The 22,707-nt window shown below is 63.7% G+C and carries 17 protein-coding genes; all 17 read right to left on the reverse strand.

Translation table 11 applies throughout. The features are described 5' to 3' along the window. Window positions 1-79: 79 nt before the first annotated feature. Entirely contained in the window at window positions 80-772 is a 693-nt protein-coding gene (locus NKJ00_RS19835; RefSeq protein ID WP_352630875.1) for a DUF2461 domain-containing protein, read from the reverse strand. Continuing rightward, the gene (ligA, locus tag NKJ00_RS19840; RefSeq protein ID WP_352630877.1) at window positions 769-2,973 is read right to left on the reverse strand and encodes an NAD-dependent DNA ligase LigA; all 2,205 of its coding nucleotides are present in this window, start codon (window positions 2,971-2,973) and stop codon (window positions 769-771) included. The genes NKJ00_RS19835 and ligA overlap by 4 nt, the downstream gene beginning before the upstream one ends. Window positions 2,974-3,143: 170 nt before the next feature. Next, window positions 3,144-4,817, reverse strand: a complete 1,674-nt coding sequence (recN, locus tag NKJ00_RS19845; RefSeq protein WP_352442242.1) for a DNA repair protein RecN — start codon at window positions 4,815-4,817, stop codon at window positions 3,144-3,146. A gap of 219 nt (window positions 4,818-5,036) precedes the next feature. Continuing rightward, window positions 5,037-5,906 carry an outer membrane protein assembly factor BamD gene (locus NKJ00_RS19850; protein ID WP_023813133.1) on the reverse strand — a complete coding sequence of 290 codons (870 nt, stop codon included), beginning with the start codon at window positions 5,904-5,906 and terminating at the stop codon, window positions 5,037-5,039. Window positions 5,907-6,168: 262 nt separating this feature from the next. Next, a complete protein-coding gene (gene lpxC / locus NKJ00_RS19855) occupies window positions 6,169-7,119 on the reverse strand; it encodes a UDP-3-O-acyl-N-acetylglucosamine deacetylase (protein WP_023813134.1) in 951 nt (316 codons plus the stop codon). Between the two features lie 281 nt (window positions 7,120-7,400). Then, entirely contained in the window at window positions 7,401-9,083 is a 1,683-nt protein-coding gene (ftsZ, locus tag NKJ00_RS19860; RefSeq protein WP_352611270.1) for a cell division protein FtsZ, read from the reverse strand. Window positions 9,084-9,151: 68 nt separating this feature from the next. Beyond that, the gene (gene ftsA, locus NKJ00_RS19865) at window positions 9,152-10,459 is read right to left on the reverse strand and encodes a cell division protein FtsA (protein ID WP_352442240.1); all 1,308 of its coding nucleotides are present in this window, start codon (window positions 10,457-10,459) and stop codon (window positions 9,152-9,154) included. After that, entirely contained in the window at window positions 10,456-11,397 is a 942-nt protein-coding gene (locus tag NKJ00_RS19870) for a cell division protein FtsQ/DivIB (protein ID WP_352442239.1), read from the reverse strand. Before NKJ00_RS19870 ends, ftsA begins: the two co-directional genes overlap by 4 nt. Beyond that, entirely contained in the window at window positions 11,385-12,311 is a 927-nt protein-coding gene (locus NKJ00_RS19875; RefSeq protein ID WP_352442238.1) for a D-alanine--D-alanine ligase, read from the reverse strand. The genes NKJ00_RS19870 and NKJ00_RS19875 overlap by 13 nt, the downstream gene beginning before the upstream one ends. Window positions 12,312-12,624: 313 nt before the next feature. Further along, window positions 12,625-13,590 carry a UDP-N-acetylmuramate dehydrogenase gene (murB, locus tag NKJ00_RS19880; protein ID WP_031213597.1) on the reverse strand — a complete coding sequence of 322 codons (966 nt, stop codon included), beginning with the start codon at window positions 13,588-13,590 and terminating at the stop codon, window positions 12,625-12,627. After that, window positions 13,587-14,993, reverse strand: a complete 1,407-nt coding sequence (gene murC, locus NKJ00_RS19885) for a UDP-N-acetylmuramate--L-alanine ligase (RefSeq protein WP_023813140.1) — start codon at window positions 14,991-14,993, stop codon at window positions 13,587-13,589. Before murC ends, murB begins: the two co-directional genes overlap by 4 nt. Continuing rightward, window positions 14,990-16,117 carry an undecaprenyldiphospho-muramoylpentapeptide beta-N-acetylglucosaminyltransferase gene (murG, locus tag NKJ00_RS19890; RefSeq protein WP_128303495.1) on the reverse strand — a complete coding sequence of 376 codons (1,128 nt, stop codon included), beginning with the start codon at window positions 16,115-16,117 and terminating at the stop codon, window positions 14,990-14,992. Before murG ends, murC begins: the two co-directional genes overlap by 4 nt. Before the next feature lies 1 nt (window position 16,118). Continuing rightward, a complete protein-coding gene (gene ftsW, locus NKJ00_RS19895) occupies window positions 16,119-17,270 on the reverse strand; it encodes a putative lipid II flippase FtsW (RefSeq protein ID WP_128303494.1) in 1,152 nt (383 codons plus the stop codon). Beyond that, on the reverse strand, window positions 17,270-18,670 hold the full coding sequence (gene murD / locus NKJ00_RS19900) for a UDP-N-acetylmuramoyl-L-alanine--D-glutamate ligase (protein ID WP_128303493.1): 1,401 nt from the start codon (window positions 18,668-18,670) through the stop codon (window positions 17,270-17,272). The genes ftsW and murD overlap by 1 nt, the downstream gene beginning before the upstream one ends. A gap of 8 nt (window positions 18,671-18,678) precedes the next feature. Further along, the gene (gene mraY, locus NKJ00_RS19905; protein WP_013530954.1) at window positions 18,679-19,761 is read right to left on the reverse strand and encodes a phospho-N-acetylmuramoyl-pentapeptide-transferase; all 1,083 of its coding nucleotides are present in this window, start codon (window positions 19,759-19,761) and stop codon (window positions 18,679-18,681) included. Between the two features lie 18 nt (window positions 19,762-19,779). After that, window positions 19,780-21,237, reverse strand: a complete 1,458-nt coding sequence (locus NKJ00_RS19910; protein ID WP_352442236.1) for a UDP-N-acetylmuramoylalanyl-D-glutamyl-2,6-diaminopimelate--D-alanyl-D-alanine ligase — start codon at window positions 21,235-21,237, stop codon at window positions 19,780-19,782. Continuing rightward, window positions 21,234-22,688, reverse strand: a complete 1,455-nt coding sequence (locus tag NKJ00_RS19915) for a UDP-N-acetylmuramoyl-L-alanyl-D-glutamate--2,6-diaminopimelate ligase (protein WP_352611271.1) — start codon at window positions 22,686-22,688, stop codon at window positions 21,234-21,236. The genes NKJ00_RS19910 and NKJ00_RS19915 overlap by 4 nt, the downstream gene beginning before the upstream one ends. Window positions 22,689-22,707 lie beyond the last annotated feature (19 nt).

Raw genomic sequence — 22,707 nt, forward strand, 5'->3', positions numbered from 1 at the left:
CGCGCCTCGCCGTGTCACACGAATTCGCTTGAGCCAAACGATCAGCGGAAATGATCGCTGGATCGGCTGAGTTAGACGCTTATTCCTTCGGGATCTTGCCCTCAATCGCCCTGCCCCAGTCGAGCAGCGGCTTGGCGCGCAAGGTGAAATCGACGAGTTCATCGACCAGATCAGCCGTATGGATTCCGGCCGGATCGATGACATGCTGGACATAGAAATGCCGGTGGCGGATGGCGGCGACCAGATCGGGATCGCTGATTTCCTCGAAGCCGCGTGGCGTACGCTTCATACGGCCTTCGGTCTCGAGTTCAAGCCGGTTCTTCTTCAGCGCCGCCACCAGGGCGCGAAACTTGTCCGGCTTCGTCGCGACGGCTTTGCGCATCGCCAGCAGCAGCGCAGGCTCCGGCTGCCACCAGGCAATGTCGGCAAAGCAGCGCTCAAGCCCGATATGCACGTAGAACACGCCCTGCTCCATCTTGGTGCCGTCGGGCGACAGGATGGCCGACAAATGCCTGTTGTAGGGCCGCTTGTCCTTGGCGAAACGCACGTCGCGATTGATCCGGAACAGCGACTTCTTGCGGTCGCCGCGCAGGCCGAGACCTGCCTCCGCGAAGCGCGCGGTCAGCGTCTCGACGAGATCACCGAATGGATCGCGCAAATCCTTTTCGAAGAGGTCGCGATTCTCCAGGAACCACTCGCGGCTCTGGTGGAAATCCAGCGCCTTGAGGAACGGAATGGCTTTGGGGCCGAAGCCGCTGAACGGTCCGGTCATGCCTTGCCGATCCGCACCAGCCAGGCATCCTCGTCGATCACCTCGATGCCGAGTTCGCTGGCGAGCTTCAGCTTGGAGCCGGCACCTGGCCCGGCCACGACAAGATCGGTCTTCGCCGAAACCGAGCCCGCGACCTTGGCGCCGAGGCGCTCCGCCATCGCCTTGGCTTCGGAGCGTGTCATCTTCTCCAGCGAGCCCGTGAACACGACCGTCTTGCCGGCGACCTCGCTGTCGGCCGAGACGTTGACGATATACGGCTTCGGCTTGACTTGGCGGAGCAACGCGTCAAGCACGTCGTCATTGCGCTCATTGCCGAAGAAGTCGCGCAAAGCATCGATCACGGTATCGCCGATGCCGTTGACCGAGGGGAAAACCGTATGTGGATTCTCCGCTGCCGCTGTCTCCTTGCCGACGCGGATCAGCTCCTCGATGGTCGAGAAGGTGCGGGCAAGCACGGCGGCCGTCGTTTCACCGATATGGCGGATGCCGAGCGCGAAGATGAAGCGGTCCAGCTCCGGCTCGCGGCGCGAATCGATGGCGGCGAACAGCTTGTCGAGGCCCTCATAGTTGCGATCCTCGACGCTGCGCACATTCTTGCGTGTCTTGCCCGATGCGGCCTCGCGCTGCCTTGCCTGCTCCTCACGGCGCTCGGCCAGCGCCCTGGTGACAGCCGGACGGCGGTCCCTGAGCGTGAAGATATCGGCGGCGGTCTTGATCAATCCCGCATTGAAGAACGTGTCTATGTTTTCCGCGCCGAGCCCTTCGATGTCCAGGGCGCCGCGTGACACGAAGTGGCGCAATCCCTCCACCGCCTGCGCCGGGCAGATCAGTTCGCCGGTGCAGCGCCGGCGGGAATCTTCCTTGCCGGTCTTTTCGTTGATCTCGCGCGTCGCCGGCGAGCCGCAGATCGGGCAAGTGTGAGGGAACTCGTAAGGCACCGCATCAGCAGGCCGCTTGTCGATGACGACGCTGACGATCTGCGGAATGACATCGCCTGCCCGCTGGATCACGACCGTATCGCCGATGCGCACATCGATGCCATCTCGGATCGGCTCGCCGGTACTGTCCAGGCCCTTGATGTAGTCCTCATTGTGCAGCGTGACGTTCTCGACCACGACGCCGCCGACAGTGACCGGCGCCAGCCGCGCAACCGGCGCCAGCGTACCGGTACGACCGACCTGGATGTCGATCTTCTGCACGGTCGTCATCGCCTGTTCGGCCGGGAATTTGTGCGCGACCGCCCAGCGCGGTTCGCCGGTGACGAAGCCCCATCGGCGTTGCAATTCCAGCTGGTCGACCTTGTAGACGACACCGTCGATATCGTAGCCGAGCTCCGAGCGCTGCTCCTCGATCCGATGATAATGCGCGATCAACTCCTCGGCCGATTTCGCCCGCACCATCAACGGACTGATCTTGAAACCCCACTCGGCGAATTTCTGCACCGAATCATATTGGGTCGGAGCGGGATCCGCCGTCGTGTAACCCCAGGCATAGGCGAAGAATTTGAGATTGCGGCTGGCGGTGACGGACGGATCCTTCTGGCGCAGCGACCCGGCCGCCGTATTGCGCGGATTGACATAGTCCTGGCCGCCGGCCGCTGCCGAGCGTTGCTTCAGCGCCTCGAATTCCGCATAGGTCATATAAACCTCGCCGCGGATCTCGATGGTTTCGGGCCAGCCCGAGCCTTTCAACTTCGAAGGAATGTCGGCGATAGTCTTCAAATTGGCGGTGATGTCCTCGCCGACGGCGCCGTTGCCACGCGTTGCGCCCTGCACGAACACACCGTTCTCGTAGCGCAGCGAAGCCGACAGCCCGTCGATCTTCGGTTCGGCGGTGAAGGCGATGTCGAGCTCCTTGTCGCGATCGAAGAATCGCCGCCCGCGTTCGATGAAATCCGTGACGTCATCGTCGGTATAGGCCTTGGCAAGGCTGAGCATCGGCACCGCATGGCGCACCTTGGTAAAGCCTTCCGCGGGTGCTGCACCAACCCTCAGCGATGGCGAGTCCTCGCGAACCAGCGCTGGAAAGCGCTCCTCGATGGCAAGGTTGCGCCGCGCCAGCGCATCATACTCCGCATCGGTGATAACAGGCGCATCTTCGGTATGGTAACGCCGGTCGTGCTCGGCGATCTCTTCCGCCAGCCGTTTCAGCTCGGCTTCGGCCTCGCTTTCGGTCAGGGCATCGACTGGTTTTTCGGACATGGTTTTGCACCTGGCTGCTGTTGGCCCGGGACAATAGATCAGGATTCGGATGGAAGGGAGCTGAATTCTGACAAAACCACGCCGAAACAGCAGGATGGAGCCATATGCTGACTCTGTTCGTGCGTCGAATTTCACCAGTTAGAGGCACCCCCGATCGGGAAGCAGCGCCATCAGGAAACGGCGGTATTCTCACGCAGCAATCGCTCGGCGGCGGCGCGCGCCTCGTCGGTGATGGTGGCGCCGGCCAGCATCCGCGCGATCTCTTCCTGCCGCGCCGGCCGGTCCATCTCGGCAATGCCCGTGGCGACACGGTCGGTGGTGCCGGATTTGGAGATCAGGAAATGCGTCGCCGCGCGCGCCGCCACCTGTGGTGCGTGCGTCACCGACAGCACCTGCACGCGCTTCGACAGCCGCGCCAGCCGCTGGCCGATAGCGTCGGCGACAGCGCCGCCCACACCGGTGTCGATTTCGTCGAACACCAGCGTCGGTGCCGAGCCGCGGTCAGCCAGCGCCACCTTCAGCGCCAGAAGGAAGCGCGAAAGCTCCCCGCCGGAGGCCACTTTCATCATCGGCCCGGGCCGCGTGCCTGGATTGGTCCGCACCCAGAATTCGATCTGATCGATCCCCTCTTCCATGCGGCTTTCGACCTCGCTCTTCATTTCCACGATAAAGGCGGCGCGTTCGAGCTTCAGAGCCGGCAATTCCGCCATCACCGCCTTGGTCAGGCCGACCGCCGCCGCATGACGAAGCGAGGACAGCTGCGCGGCGGCAATGTCATAGGTCTCGCGCGCGGCGGTGGCCTGCTTTTCCAACCCGTGCAGGCGCTCCTCGCCGGCATCGAGATCGGCGAGATCGGCCGACATCGTGTCGCGCAGCTGCGCCAAATCGTCGACGGCGACGCTGTGCTTGCGCGAGGCCGCGCGCAGCGAAAACAGCCGCTCCTCCGCTTTCTCCAGCCGTTGCGGATCATATTCGGTGGCGCGCAATGCTGCCTCGACGCCCGATTGCGCCGCGTCGAGCGACAGCATCGCCTCATCGAGCGATTTGACGACATCGTCGAGCAGGCCGGGCGCCTCCGTCACCTTGCGCTGCAGCCGCCGCAGCAGGCTGGCCAGTTGCGGCAAGGGCGAGGACGGGCCGGATAGCACATCCTGCGCATCATGGATTTCGGAAGCGATCTTCTCCGCTCGCATCATCGACGCCCGCAGTTCGGCGAGATCAGTCTCCTCGCCCGGCTGCGGATCGAGCTTGGTCAGTTCCGCCACCGCCGCGCGCAAATAATCAGCCTCGCGCGCCGCCGCCGCCACCTTGGCGCGGTGTCGCGACAGCTCCTGCTCGCAGGCGCGCCAGTGCCGCCATGCCTCGCCGGTCGAGCGGACGGCGCCGAGATGGCCACCGAAAGCGTCGAGCACCTCGCGGTGCGCTCCGGGATCGACCAGCGCGCGCTCGTCATGCTGGCCGTGGATCTCGACCAGCGCGCGCCCGACATCGCGCATCAGGGTGACGCTTGAAGGCTGATCGTTGACGAAGACGCGGGTGCGGCCGTCCGCCGTCTGCAGGCGGCGCAGGATGATGTCGCCGTCATCCTCGATCGCATTGTCGGCAAGCAGCGTACGCGCCGGATGGTTACGCGGCACGTCGAAGACGGCGATGACCTGCCCCTGCGCCGCGCCATGGCGCACCAGCGAAGCATCGCCGCGCGCTCCGAGCGCCAGCGACAAGGCATCGAGCAGGATGGATTTTCCGGCACCGGTTTCGCCGGTCAGCACCGAAAGACCCGGCTGGAAGTCGATATCCAGCTTCTCGATCAGGACGATATCGCGGATCGACAGTCTGGAAAGCATCAGAACCCAAATCTAGAACGGCACGCGACGGTTTGGAGTCGCAGCGCCGCACTATCTTTTTGTTTGAGCACCGGATCAATCCGAAAAAGCGCACGCTTCGATCCGAGTGCTCCAGGCAGGTTCCGCAAAAGTGTCGTGCGGTTTTGCGGCTAGAACCCGCGACAAGCAACAAAACCAGGCAGACGGCGCGTTGGTGAAGCCTGCAACGTCTGCTTGGGATCAGGCGCCGGTGATCATCTTTCCGGCCTTGGATATCCACGACCCGGCATTTTCGCGCGGTGCAAGCCCATTGCTCTGCAAGAGCTTGTATGAATCCTTGTACCATGAACTGTCAGGGTAATTGGTGCCGAGCACGGCGGCGGCGGTCTGCGCCTCCGAGGTCAGACCCATCGCGTAATAGCTTTCGGTCAGGCGGGCGAGCGCCTCCTCGACATGGCGGGTGTTGGAATAGTTCTCGACCACGGTGCGGAAGCGCTTGACGGCGGCGATGTATTCACGCCGCTCGAGATAGTAGCGGCCGATCTGCATTTCCTTACCGGCCAGCTGATCGTTGGCGAAGCGGATCTTTTCCTTGGCGTCGTCGACATATTCCGATGTCGGCCAGCGCGTGACCAGATCCTGCATCGTCTGGACGGTCTGACGCGCTTCCTTCTGGTCCTGCGTCACGTCCTTGATCTGACGGTAGTAGCTCAAGCCGATGATGTACTGCGCATAGGCGGCGTCATCGGTCGACGGGTAAAGCGTGAGATAGCGCTTGGCCGAGCCGATCGCCTCATCGTAATTGCCCTGGCGATAGTCGGCGAAAGCGCCCATCACCATCGATTTGCGGGCCCATTCTGAATAGGGATGCTGGCGGTCGACGGCGTCGAACTTCTTGCTCGCCTCCTGCAGGCGCCCGGCATTGAGATTGGCAAGGCCCTGATTGTAGAGAACATCGGCCGGCTCGGTCTGGTCGACATAGGTCGACAGGTCGATATCTTTCTCCGACGACATGCAGGCCGACAGAAAGAGCGATGGAACAACTACTGAAAGCGCCAGGAAAACAGCCCTCTGCGGTGCTTTCAATTGACCAACTCGCTTGAAGAACATGATTGGATCTCGCCCTTTCGGCGCCATTTCAATGCCAGTTGCATGCCATTGTTTCAAAACTGGTCCCCACTTTTGAACGACATGCATTAATCGACGGCAGCAGCCATAAACCATAACCGCCTTGCCCGACAACGCTATCTCCGGCCAATCGCACATTTTTGTGGCGGCCGGACGCAGCTTGGACGTCAATGCAATTTCACTGGCGAGTGGTGCATTCCTGCCACATGCGCTATCGCCCATGGAACCCGAAAAACCCGGGAAATCAGATCATCCAGGGCGCGTAGAGTGGCGCATTGACGGCGTTCATCTCGGCGCTGCGGCCACGCTCGCGGCGTGTCGTCTCGACGATTTCGAATGCCGTGCGGTCCGAGAGCAGACGGCGCAGGGCCGCGGCATTCATCCTGTGGCCGCCGCGATAGGAGCGGAAGCAGCCGATGAAGCGGGCGCCGGCCAGCGCCAGGTCGCCCATGGCGTCCAGCGTTTTATGGCGCACGAATTCGTTGGGATAGCGCAGGCCGCCCATATTGATGACGCGGTTGTCGTCGCCGATGACCAGCGAGTTCTCCAGCGAGGAGCCGAGCGCATAGCCTGCAGCCCACAGCCGCTCGACATCCTTCATGAAGCCGAAGGTGCGGGCGCGCGCGATGTCGCGACGGAAAATATCGGCATTGAGGTCGGAGGCAAACAGCTGACGGCCGATCGCCGGACTTTCGAAGTCGATCTCGATCTCGAAACGGGTCCCGTCATAGGGGCGAAACTCCGCCCACGAGGCGCCGTTCTCGATGCGGACCGGCTTGATGACCCTGATATAGCGGCGCTTGACCGAAAGCGTCTCGATGCCCGCCTGATCGATGGCTTCGACGAACGCCATGGCGCTGCCATCGAAGATAGGAACCTCGGAACCATCGATCTCGACAGCGACATTATCGATGCCGAGCCCAAACAGCGCCGCCATGATGTGCTCGACCGTGGCGATATGCTCGCCGGCGGGATCACCAAGCATGGTGCACAGGTCGGTAGCGCCGACTTCCGAAACCAGGGCACGAAACTCGCGGCCCTGCTCCGCACCGTTGAAAAGCTGGAAAACGATGCCGGTGTCAGCATCCGCGGGCACGAAGCTGATGGACACTTCCTTGCCGCTGTGGACGCCGGTGCCGGTAAGCGACGCGCGCGTCTTCAATGTCGTCTGATAGTCGTGCAAGACAATCCCCATAAGCCCGTAATGCCTAGGTCCGCTTCTCCAGCCCGAGGGCGCGGCTCTTGTGTGAATCGGCTGGCAGGGTGACTTCCCCCGAAATCCCGGCAAACCGATGATGGTAGGCAGCGAAGATAATGTCCCGTCAGGGAGACTCCAAATCACGGTTTCTTACTCTGTGTAACCGCGAAATGGAATGAGTACGAATTGGTAAGTCGTTGAAATCCCACCATTTAAAACGTTAACAGGCAAGCGATTCCTCGCTTGCCTGTTAACAAATGTTACAGTCCGTTTACCAATCAGTTGGCCTGGCGGCGCAGGAACGCCGGAATCTCCAGCTGATCGTCTTCCTGAGTCGTCCTCACCTGCGGCGTCAGGCGGCCCTGATCATCGAGCTGGCCACGGCGCGGCGCATACAGCTGCGCATCCTGACTGGCGAGACGGCGTACTTCGGGCGCTGCCTGGCGCAGCTTGGGCTCGCGCGGCTGCGCCGGCTGCAGCCTTGCGGGTTCCTCCTCGCGGCGGGTCAGGCCATTGGTCAGGCGCTTCAGCAGGCCCATCGGTCCGCTGTTGTTCTCGTGGTCGACCGGGCGGCTCTTGGCGTCCACCTCGGCCTTGACGACCGGCGGAAAGTCCTCGACGCGCGGCATACGCTGCGGCGCCATGGCAACCGGCTGCGGCGCTTCGCGCTGCAGCATCTCGCGCGGCTGCGGGGCCGGCTGCATCTGCTGGACCACCGGCTGCGGCATCGGCTGGGCGGGCGGTGCCTGGAAGATCTTGCTCTGCGGGCGGAAATCTTCAGCGTGGGCGACCGGGGCCGGGCGCGCCTGCGCCATAGCCGCGGCATTAGCTTCGGCCAGATGGATGGCTTCCGCGACCGGGTCGACAGCGCGTGGCTCGTATGCCGCCTGCTGGACAGGCGCCGGACGAACCTCCGCGATCTGAGCCGCCGGGCGGCTGGCCGGCTTCGGAGGCGCCGTGCGGATCGAGATCGGCGCGGCGGCGATTTCAGCCGCCGACTTGTCGATGCCGGTGGCAACCACCGAGACGCGAATGACGCCTTCGAGTTCCTCGTCGAAAGTGGCGCCCAGGATGATGTTGGCGTCCTGGTCGACTTCCTCGCGGATACGGGTCGCGGCTTCGTCGACTTCGAACAGCGTCAGGTCGCGGCCGCCGGTGATCGAGATCAGCAGGCCCTTGGCGCCCTTCATCGAGGTCTCGTCGAGCAGCGGGTTGGCGATCGCCGCTTCGGCGGCGGCCATCGCACGGCCCTCTCCGGAAGCCTCGCCGGTGCCCATCATCGCCTTGCCCATCTCGCGCATGACGGAACGGACGTCGGCGAAGTCGAGATTGATCAGGCCTTCCTTGACCATCAGGTCGGTGATGCAGGCGACACCGGAATAGAGCACCTGGTCGGCCATGGCGAAGGCGTCGGCGAAGGTGGTCTTGTCATTGGCCAGCCGGAACAGGTTCTGGTTGGGGATGACGATCAGCGTATCGACGCATTTCTGCAATTCCTCGATGCCGAAATCCGCGGTCTTCATGCGGCGCTGGCCTTCGAAGTGGAACGGCTTGGTGACGACGCCGACGGTGAGGATGCCCTTTTCGCGCGCCGCGCGGGCAACGACGGGAGCAGCACCGGTGCCGGTGCCGCCGCCCATGCCGGCGGTGACGAAGCACATATGGGTGTTGGTCAGGTGATCGAGGATTTCATCGATGCACTCTTCCGCCGCCGCACGGCCGACTTCCGGCTGCGAGCCGGCGCCAAGGCCTTCGGTGACATGCGCGCCGAGCTGGATCAGGCGGCCCGCCTTCGACATGGTCAGCGCCTGCGCGTCGGTGTTGGCCACCACGAACTCGACACCGCGCAAACCGGCGGTGATCATGTTGTTGACGGCATTGCCGCCGCCGCCGCCGACACCGAACACGGTGATGCGCGGCTTAAGCTCGGTGATGTCCGGCTTCTGCAGATTGATGGTCATTGTCTCCGTCCTTTGCCTTTCACGCCGCTTCGCCGCCGCGGCCGCCTATGGGGCTGTCCCCGTCAATTTTAGAAACTGTCTCTCAACCACTGACTCATGCGATGCAGTTTTCCGCCCGTTCCGGTCATTTTGAGACCGGAAATTCCTTTCGCAGGATGGCTCTCGAAGCTCGCCATCTGCGGATAGATCAGAAGCCCCACCGCGGCCGAGAAGGCCGGCCCCTTCGCCGCTTCCGGCAGGCCGGCCACGCCGAGCGGGCGGCCGATGCGCACATTGCGTCCCAGGATGCGGCGCGCCGCCTCCGGCAGGCCGGCAAGCTGGCTGGCACCGCCGGTAAGAACCACACGCTTGCCCACTGCATTGCCATAGCCGGACCTGTTGAGCCGGTCGCGCAGCAGTTCGAGCGTCTCGTCGATGCGGGCGCGCACGATGCGCGTCATCACCGAGCGCGGGATCTGCAAGGGCACGTCGCCATCGTCGCCGATCGGCTGGACCGAGACCAGGTCGCGGTCGTCTGCGCTGCCCGGCAGCGCCGAGCCATGCATCACCTTCAGCCGTTCCGCGGCATCGAGCGAGGTCGACAGCCCCTTGGCCATGTCCAGCGTGACGTGGTTGCCGCCGATGGCGATGGCGTCGCCATGGACGAACTTGCCTTCCGAAAACACCGAAATCGTTGTCGTGCCGCCGCCCATGTCGATGCAGGCCGCACCCATTTCCAGCTCGTCGTCGACCAGGGCCGCCAAACCGCTGGCATAGGGCGTCGCCACCATGCGCTCGACCGACAGATGCGAGCGGTTGATGGAAAGCTCCAGATTGCGCATCGGCGCGGCGTCGCCGGTCAGCACATGCATGTCGACGCCGAGTGCGTCACCGACCATGCCGCGCGGATCGCGCACGCCGCGTTCGGCATCCAGCGAGAAGCCGACGGGAAGCGAATGGATCACCTCGCGCTCGGCCTTCAGCGCCTGCTTGGCGCCAGCACCGAGAACGCGCTTGATGTCGGCCTCGTCGGCCTCATGGCCGCCAAGATTGATGGTGGCGGAGAAGGCTTCGCTCTTGAGCCGGCCGGCCGTCATGTTGACGATCAGAGAATCGACCGTCAGCCCGGCCATGCGCTCGGCCGCGTCGACGGAAAGGCGGATGGCGTGCTCGGCGCGGTCGAGATCGACGATGACACCCGACTTCACGCCTTGCGACTTCTGGTGACCGATGCCGATCACCTGGATCCGGTGCGAGCGGCCGCGCAGCAGCTTGCCGTCATCGCACGGCTTCAGCTTGGCCACCATGCAGCAGACCTTGCTCGAACCGACATCCAGCACCGTCAGGGTGCCGGACCGGCGCGACGCGGCATCGCCAGGACCGCCAAGCCAGTTCATATCTTCGTCTCCGGCTTGCGCTTCAGGCTCTTGGGTTTCTCGTTGAGGGCGGCTTCGCGCTGCGTCGCCGCTTCCGCCGTCAACTGCACGACCAGCCGGTCCGTCAGGCGCATGTCGACGGCGGCGATGTCGCGCGACAGCAAGCCGCTGTCATGATCCATCTTCACGAGTTCGGCGAGCGCCTGTTCCTCGTCATCCTCGGGAAGCTTGATGGTGATGCCATTGTCCAGCTTCAGGTCCCAGCGCCGCTCGCCTACGCGGATATACCCTTTGATCCGGCTCGCGAGCTCGGGATATTTTTCGACCTTGGCCAGGAAATCGGGCGCGCTCGCCGGCGCGCCGGCGCCGATCAGCAGCGGCAGAAGCACCTGCTTGCCGCCCGAGAACGGCGCGATCATGGCACCATTCCTCTCGATGACCGAAAGCTCGTCGCCCTGCTGCCAGAGCGCGAAAGCCTCGCGCTCCTCGACACGTACTTCCAGCGTATGCGGGTAGACCTTGCGCACCGCCGCAACCTCGATCCACGGCAGGCCGGAGATCCGTTCGCGCGCTGCCTCGGCATTAAAGCCGATCAGCGACGTCCAGCCATCAAGTTCAAGCCTGTCGAGTATATCGATTTCCGAGGTCTGGCGATTGCCGACCACCTTGACCTGATCGACGGCAAAGCCGGTACGGGCGGTGATGCTCTGCACGATACCGTCGACGTGACCGCCAAGGTAGGCACCATAGGCACTGCTCGAGAAAATCAGCACGGCCGACATCATGGCCGCGGAAAAGCGCGGCGCCTGGAATTCCCCAACGCCCAGGCGCGCCAGAATGCGCACCGGGCGGCGAAGCATGCGCGGCAGTACGAAATGGTCCAACGACAATGACAGGCCGAACAGCGCCGGCCCGGCCGCGCCCCTCTCCCTACCTTGTCCCCATTTCAACGCAGACACGAAGCGTCCTCCACCATCCAACTCAACAAATCGCCAAACGAGTGCCCGGCTTGGGCGGCGATTTCAGGCACCAAAGACGTCGGCGTCATACCCGGCTGGGTGTTGACCTCGAGCCAGACAATCTCGCCGTTTTCGGAATGACGATCGTCATAACGGAAGTCCGAACGGGAAACGCCTCGACAGCCGATCGCTTGGTGAGCCTTGAGCGCCAGTGTTTGTATTTTTTGGTAAATATTCGGTGAAACTTTTGCGGGGCATTCGTGCTTTGATCCCCCGGCGACATATTTTGAATCATAGTCGTAGAAGGAATGGCCGGTCGGGATGATCTCGCAGACCCCCAGCGCCACATCGCCCATCACCGCGCAGGTCAGCTCCCTGCCGTGGATGTAGCGCTCGACCATGACGGTATCGCCATATTTCCACTCCGACGAGCCAAGAACCTGCGGCGGATGCGACTGGCCCTCATGCACGATGACGACACCGAAGCTCGAACCCTCATTGACCGGCTTGACCACATAGGGCGGCTTCATCGGATGCTTGTTCTGGATGGCAAAGCGGCTGGCGACCTTCGATTCGGCGACCACGATGCCGACCGACTTGGCAACCCGCTTGGCCTGCTCCTTGTTCATGGCCAGAGCCGAGGCGAGCACGCCAGAATGGGTGTAGGGAATGCCGAGATATTCAAGGATGCCCTGAATGGTGCCGTCCTCGCCAAAAGGGCCGTGCAGCGCATTGAAGGCGACATCCGGCTTGAGCTCGGCAAGCACGGAGCCGACATCGCGCCCGACATCGACACGGGTGACCTGGTAGCCTTCCTTCTCGAGCTCATCGGCACAAGCCCTTCCCGACGAAAGAGACACGGGCCGCTCGGACGAAAAACCACCCAGCAGGACGGCCACATGCTTGTTTTTCATTCCCCGGCATCCCCTCTCTCACGGCGGACCAAAACCAGATTTTCCGCAACATTGAGTCAGAGTCTCCCGGCAGGTTGCCCCCCAGACGGAAAACGCTGAAAACGCGTCGAACGACTCAAATCAGGAAACGCTTTCGAGCAGAGAATCAGAGAGTTGATTCACTGGCAAGTGCTTACGATTCCGAGAGATTCACTTTCTGAGAAAATGGATGCGAAAAGCGTGTCGTTGAGTCTTTGCGGCAACGGTCGCGGACCGTTTCGGCCTCGTTGAAGTTCATGCATCACATGAACTTCAACGCGCGCCAAAGTGCACCTTAAAGGAGCTGCCCGAGAAACTCCTGCACGGCATGCCCCGGCCGGAAATTGCCGATTCGCTTGATTTCCCATTGCAACCGGATACCGGAATTCTCCAGCACCCGCGTGCGCACCGTCTCGCCGAGATATTCAAGGTCGTAGCCGGTCGCGGTTCCCGTGTTGATCATGAAGTTGCAATGCATCGGCGACATCTGGGCCCCGCCGATCATCAGGCCGCGGCAGCCCGCTCTGTCGATCTCCTTCCAGGCCGACGTGCCTTCCGGATTCTTGAAGGTCGAGCCACCGGTCTTCTCGCGGATCGGCTGCACGGTCTCGCGATGGTTCTGCACGGCCTCCATCGCCGCCTTGATCGCCGTTTTCTCCTCGGCAAAGCCTTCGAACACGGCCGAGGTGAAGATCAGCCCGGAGGGCGCCGCTGAATGGCGATAGGCGTATCCCATATCGGCATTGCTCAGCGTCTGCACATTGCCCTTGCGGTCGAGCGCCCGCACTTCGACGACGCGCTCGCGCGTCTCGACACCATTGGCGCCGGCATTCATCCGCAGCGCACCGCCGATTGCACCCGGAATGCCGTGGTAGAAATGAAAGCCGCCAATGCCGGCCTCGAGCGCCACCGCTGCGACACGCTTGTCGGGGGTCGCAGCTCCCGCCTTGATCCTGATCGGCGAAATCACCTCGGCCTCGCCGAAGCCCTTGGCCGAAAGGCGGATGACAAAGCCCTCGATGCCGCCGTCGCGGACCAAAAGGTTCGAGCCGACGCCAACGACGGTAAGAGGTATTTCTTCAGGAACGGCTTTGAGGAACACCGCAAGATCCTCCTCATCAGCCGGCTGGAACAACGCTTCAGCCAGGCCCCCGGCACGGAACCAGGTGATCTTGTCCATCTCGGCGTTCGGCGTGAGGCGGCCGCGCAGGCCGGCAAGCCGGTCGCCAAGTCTGTCGATCAGGGCCTGGCCGTGCATCATGAGACGGTCCCGCCAAGCTCCTTGGGCAACGCATAGGCCCATTGGGTGATGTTGCCGGCGCCCAGGAAGACGACGAAGTCACCCGGCTTGGCCAGATCACGGATGACGGGCGCGATCGCCGCCGGACCCTCGATGTAGCGCGCGTCGCGATGGCCGCCGGCGCGGATGCGCGACACCAGCGCGTCCGAGCTGACGCCGTCGATCGGCTCTTCGCCGGCCGCGTAGACCGGCGCCACCATCACTGTGTCGGCGTCGTTGAAGCAAGTGGAAAACTCGTTGAACAGATCATGCAGCCGGGTGAAGCGATGCGGCTGGGCAATGGCGATGACGCGACCCTGGGTGGCGCTGCGCGCCGCCTTCAGCACCGCCGAGATCTCGACCGGATGGTGGCCGTAATCGTCGAATATTTCGACGCCGTCCCACGAACCGGTATGGGTGAAGCGGCGCTTGACGCCGGCGAAGGACGACAGGCCCTTCTTGATCGCCTCGGCCGACAGGCCGAGCTCATGCGCGACCGCGATCGCTGCCGTCGCGTTGGAGACGTTGTGGCGGCCGGGCATCGGCAGGCGCAGGCCTGCTATGACAGTCTGGCCGCCTGTCTTGCGGTCGCGGATCACCACGTCGAATTCCGAAATGGCACCTGCCATGCGGTGATTGGTAAAGCGCACGTCGGCCTGCGCATTCTCGCCATAGGTGATGACCCGGCGGTCCTCGATGCGGCTGACCAGCGCCTGCACCTCGGGATGGTCGGTGCACATCACGCCAAAACCGTAGAACGGCACGTTCTCGACAAACTGGCGGAACGCCTCCCGCACCTTGTCGAAGCTGCCATAGTGATCGAGATGCTCGGGATCGATGTTGGTGACGACCGCGATCTCGGCCGGCAGTTTCAGGAAAGTGCCGTCGCTTTCGTCGGCCTCGACCACCATCCATTCGCCGTCGCCCATGCGCGCGTTGGTGCCGTAGGCATTGATGATGCCGCCATTGATGACGGTCGGATCGAGCCCACCGGCATCGAGCAAGGTCGCCACCATCGAGGTCGTGGTCGTCTTGCCATGCGTGCCGCCGATCGCCACCGCCTGGCGAAAGCGCATCAGCTCGGCCAGCATTTCGGCCCGGCGCACGATCGGCAGCAGCTTTTCGCGCGCGGCCTTGAGCTCAGGGTTGGATTTCTTGATCGCCGTCGAGACGACGACAACCTCGGCATCGCCGAGATTCTCGGCCCTATGGCCGACGAAGCATTCGATGCCCTTGTCGCGCAGCCGCTGCACATTGGCGCTTTCGGCCTGATCGGACCCTTGCACCTTGTAGCCGAGATTGTGCAGCACTTCGGCAATGCCGCTCATGCCGATGCCGCCAATGCCGATGAAATGCACAAGGCCGATGGTCTGCGGCATCTTCATGCTTGCGTCCCCTTCCTGAAATCCGAAATGGTTTTTTTGGACGCAATAGCCTCTGTAAGATCAGCGAGCAACCGTGCCGCGTTCGGCCGGCCGGCCGATTTCGCGCCCGCCGCCATCGCCACAAGCCGCTCAGGCTGGTCGATCAGCCCGCCGAGGAGCACTGCGATGCGTTCGGGCGAGAGCGAGGATTGCGGGTGCACTTCGCCGCCGCCGGCAGCGGCAAGGGCCGCCGCGTTCGCCGCCTGGTCGTGGTCGAGCGCGTAGGGGTAAGGCACCAGCAGCGCCGGCCGGCCGATGACGGCGATCTCCGAAACGGTCGAGGCGCCGGAGCGCGAGATCACCAGGTGCGCAGCCGCCATGCGCTGCGCCATGTCGGTGAAGAAGGGTGAGACCTCGGCAGCAACGCCCAGTGCCGCATAGGCCGCCTTGACCCGCGCCACATCATCGGCGCGAGCTTGTTGGGTAATGACCAGCCGCTTGCGCTGAGCATCGGAAAGCAGCGCGATCGCCCCCGGCACGGCATCGGAAAAGAACTGAGCGCCCTGGCTGCCGCCGAACACCAGCAGGCGGAACGGCTGTTCCCCGGTCGATGCCGCATAATTCGTCCTGGCAGCTTCCAGCACGGCCGGCCTGACCGGATTGCCTGTCGTCACCGTCTTGACCCCGGCAGCACTGGTGTCCTGCGGCAGGAAGCCGCCGGCGATGGCATCGACACGGCCGGCCAGCGCCCGGTTGGCGCGCCCCATCACCGCGTTCTGCTCATGGATCAGGGTCGGCACCTTGCGCCGTGTCGCCGCGTAGAGCGGCGGCAAGGTCGGATAGCCGCCAAAGCCGACGACCGCATCCGGCTTGATCCTGGCGATGACGGCGGAAGCCTGGCGCACGCCGCGCCAGATTTTCCAGAAGGCACCAAGCAGGGCAAAGGGGTTTTTCGAGCCCATCGTCGCCGACTGGATCGGATGGACGGCTGCGGCCGGGAAATGGCCGGCGAAACGCTCTGCACGGTCGTCGGTCGCCAGATGCACTGACCAGCCGCGCTCGTTCAGCTCATGCGCCAGCGCTTCGGCCGGGAAAAGATGCCCACCGGTGCCGCCTGCCGCGAGAAGGATGACGCCTCTGGCCATATCACTCCGCCGGCAGGGCGCGTTGCGACAGGCCAAAGCCCATCTGCTTGCGCTTTTCCGGCCGCTTGCGTGTCAGCGCCAGCACCATGCCCATCGAGATGGCGATGGCGATCTGCGAGGAGCCGCCATAGGAGATGAACGGCAGCGTCATACCTTTGGCCGGCACAAGCTGGAGATTGACGCACATGTTGATGACCGCTTGCAGGCCAAACACGGTGACGAGGCCGCCGACCGCATAGCGGGTGAAATCGTCATGCTCCTTCAGCGCCGTGTTGAGGCCGCGCAGCACGATGAAGGCGAAGATCGACATGATGAAGAAGCACATGATCAGCCCGAACTCTTCGCCCGCGACCGAGAAGACGAAGTCGGCATGGCTATCGGGAATGACGCGCTTGACTGTGCCCTCGCCCGGCCCGACACCGAACCAGCCGCCATTGATCAGCGCTTCGCGCCCCATGTCGACCTGGAACGTGTCGCCCTCGCCGGTGAGGAACTTGTCGATGCGCAAGGCAACGTGCGGGAACACCGTATAGGCGGCAAAGACGCCACCGACGCCGGCCGCGCCGAGCGCGACGATCCACAGCCAGGGCAGCCCGGCCATGAAGAACATGATGCCCCAGGTGCCGGTCGTCAGCATGGTCTGGCCGAGGTCCGGTTGCGCCACCAGCAGCGATACGACCAGCACCAGCAGCAGCATGGCAAACAGATTGCCCGGAATGTCAGGCTGGCGCTTGTGCTCGGCGAACAGCCAGGCGCACATGATGACGAAGGCCGGCTTCAGGAATTCCGACGGCTGGATCGACAGGCCTGCAAGCGACACCCAGCGGCGCGCACCCTTCACCTCGACGCCGATGTAGAGCACCGCCACCATCAGCACCAGCATCAGGCACAGGATGACCAGCGCCATGCGCCGGATCTGCCTGGAATCGAGGAAGGAAACGGCCAGCATCACGCCGAGCGCCGGCACGGTGAAGATGATCTGCCTGGTGGCAAAGTGGAAACTGTCGAGGCCGATGCGTTCGGCCACCGCCGGGCTGGCAGCGAAGGACAAGACGATGCCAAGCCCCATCAGCGACAGGAACGCCGCCAGGAACCAGCGATCGATCGTCCACCACCAGGTCGCAACCGGACTTTTGTCGAGACGGCTCTGCATTATCGTGCCCCTCCGATGGGTTTCACACCCTCGATAGCATTCGCAGCTTGCCTGAAGGCTTCGCCGCGGACTTCGAAATTCTTGAACTGGTCGAAGCTGGCGCAGGCCGGCGACAGCAGCACCACCGCCTCACCGCTGTCGTCCTTGGCCGCATCATGCGCGGCGTGCTCGACCGCCGCGGCCAGCGTGCCTGAAATCTCGTAGGGAACTGCCTCGCCCAGCGTCGCCGAAAAAGCCGGCGCCGCCTCGCCGATAAGATAGGCCTTGGCGATGCGCGGGAAGAAGCCGCGCAAGGGTTCGATGCCGCCTTCCTTGGGCAGGCCGCCGGCGATCCAGTAGATGCGCGCGAAGCTGGACAGCGCCGGCGCCGCCGCATCGGCATTGGTCGCCTTGGAATCGTTGATGAACAGCACATGGTCCTTGCGGCCGACCTGCTCCATGCGGTGCGCGAGGCCGGGAAAGCTTTCCAGCCCCGACTGGATCTCGCCAAGCTCCAGCCCGACCTTGAGGCAAGCGGCGACCGCCGCCAGAGCGTTCTGGGCATTGTGCTGGCCACGCAGCGAGCCGATGCCTTCGAGGAAGGCGACACGGCTGTAACGGCCGTGCACGGCTTCCATCAGATTGCTGCCATCGGCGAAATAGCCATCGGTCAGCGGCAGGCGCTTGGAAATGCGGATGACAGGCCGGCCCGCCCGCTCCAACCGCTCGGCGATCTGCGCGCACCAGGAATCGTCGATGCCGACGATCGCCGTCTCGCTGCCGGCCACCAGCCGCTCCTTGATCGCGGCGTAGTGCTGCATGGTGCCGTGGCGGTCGAGATGATCGGGCGTCAGGTTAAGCAGGATGCCTGCCGTCGGATTGATCGAGGGCGCGAGGTCGATCTGGTAGGACGAGCATTCGACCACATAGTGCCGATCGGGCTCGGGTGGATCGAGCGTCATTACCGCGCGGCCGATATTGCCGCCCATCTGGGTGTCGCGTCCCGCGGCTTTCAGGATATGCGCGGTCAGCGCGGTCGTCGTCGACTTGCCGTTGGTGCCGGTGATGGCGATGAAAGGCGAATTTGGCGCGCTCAGCATCCGCTCGCGGCAGAAAAGCTCGATGTCGCCGATGATCTCGACGCCCGAACCGCGCGCCAGCTCCACCGTCCAATGCGGCTTGGGATGCGTCAGCGGCACACCTGGCGACAGCACGAAGGCCGAGAATTTCGCCCAGTCGGCGCCGCGGAGATCGGCGGTTGCGATGCCGGCAGCCGTTGCCTTGGCCACGCTTTCGGGATTGTCGTCCCAAGCCAGCACGTCCGCGCCGCCCTCGATCAGTGCGCGCGCCGTCGCGATCCCCGAGCCACCGAGCCCGAAGAGCGAAACGCGCTTGCCTGAAAAGGATGCGGCGGGGATCAAGGGGCTTCCTATCTCAGCTTGAGGGTCGACAGGCCGACCAGCGCCAGGATGACGGCGATGATCCAGAAGCGGATCACCACCTGGCTTTCGGTCCAGCCGAGCTTTTCGAAATGATGGTGGATCGGCGCCATCAGGAACACCCGCTTGCCGGTCATCTTGAAGTAGCCGACCTGGATGATGACCGACAGGATTTCCACGACGAACAATCCGCCGACGATGACCAGAACGATCTCGTGCTTGGTGGCGACCGCAACGGTGCCGATCAGGCCGCCCATGGCCAGCGAGCCGGTGTCGCCCATGAAGATCGCCGCAGGCGGCGCATTGAACCAGAGGAAGCCCAGACCAGCGCCGATGACCGCGCCGAGCACGACCGCCAGTTCACCGGTGCCGGGCACGAAATGGATCTGCAGATATTCGGCGAACACGGCGTTGCCGGAGAGATAGGCGATGACACCGAAGGAAGCCGCCGCGATCATGATCGGCACGATCGCCAGTCCGTCCAGACCGTCGGTGAGGTTCACAGCATTGCCGGCGCCGACGATGACGAAGCAGGAGAACGGAATGAAGAACCAGCCGAGATTGACGATGAATTCCTTGGCGAAGGGAAATGTCAGCGACGAAGAGAACGGCGCCTGGCCATTGTGCATGATCACCCAGGCGGCGATGCCGGCAATGACAAATTCAAGCGCAAGGCGTGCCTTGCCGGAAAAGCCGAGATGCGACTGCTTGGTTACCTTGAGATAGTCGTCGTAGAAGCCGATCGACCCGAAGCCCAGCGTCACCAGCAGCACCACCCAGACATAGATGCTCGACAGGTTCGCCCACAAAAGCGACGAGCCGATGATGCCCGACAGGATCATCAGGCCGCCCATGGTCGGCGTGCCGGCCTTCTTGAAATGTGTCTGCGGCCCATCGGCGCGGATCGGCTGACCCTTGCCTTGCCGCAGCCGCAGCGAATTGATGATGGTCGGTCCGAAGATGAAGACGATCAGCGCCGACGTGATCAGCGCCCCGCCGGTGCGGAAGGTGATGTAGCGGAAGACATTGAAGACCGAGACCTTGTCCGCAAAATCGACGAGCAGTGTAAACATGCGTTTTCGTCCCCCGACCTAGGTCTGTTTTCTAGCTGTCGATTCAGCCGGGAATTTGCCCAGCAGCGCATCGACCAGTTTTGCAAAACCGATGCCCTTCGACGATTTGATCATCACCACGTCACCCGGCTTAAGCGCGGCAAGCAGCACCGGCTTCAGCTCCTCGACACCAGCGCGGTATTCCGTCTTGATCTCAGCCGGCAGCGCTTCGGCCAGCGCCCGCATTTCCGGGCCGCCGAGGAAGACGGTCTGTGTCCCGGTGCCGACGATGAGTTCGGCAAGGGCTGCATGCAGCTTGGCCGAATGGTCGCCGAGTTCGAGCATGTCGCCGAGCACGGCGATGCGGCGGCCCTCGCCCGTCACAGGCGTCGCGTTGAGCAATGCCATGGCAGCAGCCATCGATGCCGGATTGGCGTTGTAGCTTTCGTCGATCAGCGTGATCGGTCCACCTGGGTGGCTCGAAGTCGAGCCACCGGGATGGCGCAGCACATGGCGCTTGCCGCGCCCGCGCTCGGCCGAAAGATCGGCCAGTGCGAGTGTCACCTTGTCGAGATCGGCCCCGACCAGATGTGCCGCCCCCAGCACCGCCAGCACGTTCTGCACCATATGGCGGCCGGGCGCGCCGATCCGCGCCGTCACTTCGTGGCCGCCGATCCTGGCGATGATATCGGAATGATCCGCATGCAGTTCGCATTTGGTGAGCTTGAAGGTAGAGCGCGCATTCTCGCCGAAGCCGTAGACGTGCTCGACACCGGCTGCATGGGCCATCTTGTCGAGCAGCTTGAAGCGCGTATCGTCGCGGTTGAGGACGGCGGCCCCCTCGGGCTCCAGCCCCTCGAAAATCTCGGCCTTGGCCTTGGCGATCTCGTCCAGATTGCGGAAGAAACCTAGGTGGGCGGCCGCGATCATGGTGACGATGGCGACATGCGGCCTCACCATCTTGACCAGCGGACGGATCTCGTCGGGATGGTTCATGCCGATCTCGAACACGGCATAGTCGCAATCATCGGGCATGCGTGCCAAAGTCAGCGGCACGCCCCAGTGATTGTTGAAGGACTGCGCCGAGGCATGCACCTTGCCGGCGGCTTGCAGCACATGGCGCAGCGCTTCCTTGGTGGTGGTCTTGCCGGCCGAACCGGTCACAGCGATGATTTTCGCGCTCGAGCGGGCGCGCGACGCAACTCCAAGCTTTTCCAGCGCGACCAGCACGTCCTCGACGACGATGATCGGCGCCGTCAGCCGGCCGAGCGACGGCAGCTTGCCTTCGGCCACCACCAGCACGCCGGCGCCAGCCTTGATGGCGGCGGTTGCGAAGTCATGGCCGTCCATCGCCTCGCCCTTGATAGCGAAGAAGGCGTCGCCCGGCTGCAGGCTGCGGCTGTCGATCGAAATGCCTGAAATGCCTTCCGGCATCGGCCCGAGCGGCCGCCCGTCCATGGCGGCAACCAGCGCCTCGGAGGTCCACAGCAAGCTCATGCGGCACGCTCCACGAGTGCCGCGCGAACCTCCTCGTGATCGGAAAAATGCAAGGTCTCGGAGCCGATCGTCTGGCCCTCCTCGTGCCCCTTGCCGGCCACGATCAGCGTGTCGCCGGCATGCAGCATGGCGACCGCCTCATGAATCGCCTGGCGCCGGTCGCCGATCTCGATGGCACCGGGAGCGGCGGCCAAAATAGCGGCGCGGATCGTTTCCGGCACTTCGGAGCGCGGATTGTCGTCGGTGACGATGACGACATCTGCAAGTCGCGTCGCAATCTCGCCCATGATCGGTCGCTTGCCGCGGTCGCGGTCGCCGCCGCAGCCGAACACGACGATGACGCGGCCGGTGGTGAACGGCCGGACCGAGGCCAGAACGTTTTCCAGCGCGTCCGGCTTGTGGGCATAATCGACATAGACCGGCGCGCCGCTGGCGGTGGTGCCGACGAGGTCGAGCCGGCCCGGCGCGCCCTTCAGTTTCTCCAACGCCATCAAGGCCTTGGCGACAGGTGTTCCCGTGGAGATGGCAAGACCCGCCGAAACCAGCGCGTTCGAAATCTGGAAATCACCGGCCAACGGCAGGTCGATCTCGTAGAGCACGCCATCGGCCTCGACTTCGGCGCGTTGGCGGTGGCGCTCGTGCTCGACCCGCTTCAGCCTGAGGAAATCGCCATGGCGGCCGACCGTCAGCACATTGAGCCCGGCGCCCTGTGCGGCCCCGATCGTCGGCGCCGACCATGGATCGTCGGCGAAGATCACGGCTGGTGCGCCCTTCGGCAGCAGCGTGTCGAACAGACGCAGTTTGGCGCGGTGATAGTCCTCGATGGTCGGATGATAGTCCATATGGTCACGGCCGAGATTGGTGAAGCCGCCGGCGGCCAGCTTCACGCCGTCGAGGCGGCGCTGGTCGAGTCCATGGCTGGAGGCTTCCATCGAGGCGTGGGTGACGCCGGCACCCGCCAATTCCCGCAGCAATTGATGCAGGGCGACCGGATCGGGTGTCGTCAGCGAGCCATAATCGTTGCGCCCAGGCGCCACCACGCCGGTGGTGCCGATCGAAGCGGCGGCATAACCGGCCTGCTCCCAGATCTGCCTGGTGAAGGCGGCGACCGACGTTTTGCCGCTGGTGCCGGTCACCGCGACCATGATCTCAGGCTGCTTGCCGGAATAACGGGCGGCACTCAGCGCCAGCGCCAGGCGGGGATCGTCGACCGCCAATACCGGAACCGACAGCCCTGCAATGGTGCTGCCCTTGCCCGCCACGATCGCGGCCGCACCGCGCGCAGCGGCATCTGCGGCATAAACGGCACCATCGGCCTTGGTTCCGGCGAGCGCAAAAAAGACAACGCCCGGTTTTACCTGGCGGGAATCCGAAGAAATCCCTGTAACCTCCAGATCGACGGAAGCTATTCCCTCGACGGGCAGGATACCGGCTAGATCTCTGAGCTTCATCGAGTCCCGTTCACCGCAA

The sequence above is a fragment of the Mesorhizobium sp. M0227 genome (genome assembly GCF_040321855.1).
Classification (GTDB): domain Bacteria; phylum Pseudomonadota; class Alphaproteobacteria; order Rhizobiales; family Rhizobiaceae; genus Mesorhizobium.

Excerpts from the sequence above, each read along its gene's own strand:
- NKJ00_RS19850 (WP_023813133.1), bottom strand. The coding sequence starts at position 5,906 with ATGTTCTTCAAGCGAGTTGGTCAATTGAAAGCACCGCAGAGGGCTGTT.
- mraY (WP_013530954.1), bottom strand. The coding sequence starts at position 19,761 with ATGTTTACACTGCTCGTCGATTTTGCGGACAAGGTCTCGGTCTTCAAT.
- murC (WP_023813140.1), bottom strand. The coding sequence starts at position 14,993 with ATGAAGATGCCGCAGACCATCGGCCTTGTGCATTTCATCGGCATTGGC.
- NKJ00_RS19835 (WP_352630875.1), bottom strand. The coding sequence starts at position 772 with ATGACCGGACCGTTCAGCGGCTTCGGCCCCAAAGCCATTCCGTTCCTC.
- ftsA (WP_352442240.1), bottom strand. The coding sequence starts at position 10,459 with ATGAACTGGCTTGGCGGTCCTGGCGATGCCGCGTCGCGCCGGTCCGGC.
- ftsZ (WP_352611270.1), bottom strand. The coding sequence starts at position 9,083 with ATGACCATCAATCTGCAGAAGCCGGACATCACCGAGCTTAAGCCGCGC.
- NKJ00_RS19875 (WP_352442238.1), bottom strand. The coding sequence starts at position 12,311 with ATGAAAAACAAGCATGTGGCCGTCCTGCTGGGTGGTTTTTCGTCCGAG.
- lpxC (WP_023813134.1), bottom strand. The coding sequence starts at position 7,119 with ATGGGGATTGTCTTGCACGACTATCAGACGACATTGAAGACGCGCGCG.
- murB (WP_031213597.1), bottom strand. The coding sequence starts at position 13,590 with ATGATGCACGGCCAGGCCCTGATCGACAGACTTGGCGACCGGCTTGCC.
- ftsW (WP_128303494.1), bottom strand. The coding sequence starts at position 17,270 with ATGCAGAGCCGTCTCGACAAAAGTCCGGTTGCGACCTGGTGGTGGACG.
- NKJ00_RS19915 (WP_352611271.1), bottom strand. The coding sequence starts at position 22,688 with ATGAAGCTCAGAGATCTAGCCGGTATCCTGCCCGTCGAGGGAATAGCT.
- NKJ00_RS19910 (WP_352442236.1), bottom strand. The coding sequence starts at position 21,237 with ATGAGCTTGCTGTGGACCTCCGAGGCGCTGGTTGCCGCCATGGACGGG.
- murG (WP_128303495.1), bottom strand. The coding sequence starts at position 16,117 with ATGGCCAGAGGCGTCATCCTTCTCGCGGCAGGCGGCACCGGTGGGCAT.
- ligA (WP_352630877.1), bottom strand. The coding sequence starts at position 2,973 with ATGTCCGAAAAACCAGTCGATGCCCTGACCGAAAGCGAGGCCGAAGCC.
- recN (WP_352442242.1), bottom strand. The coding sequence starts at position 4,817 with ATGCTTTCCAGACTGTCGATCCGCGATATCGTCCTGATCGAGAAGCTG.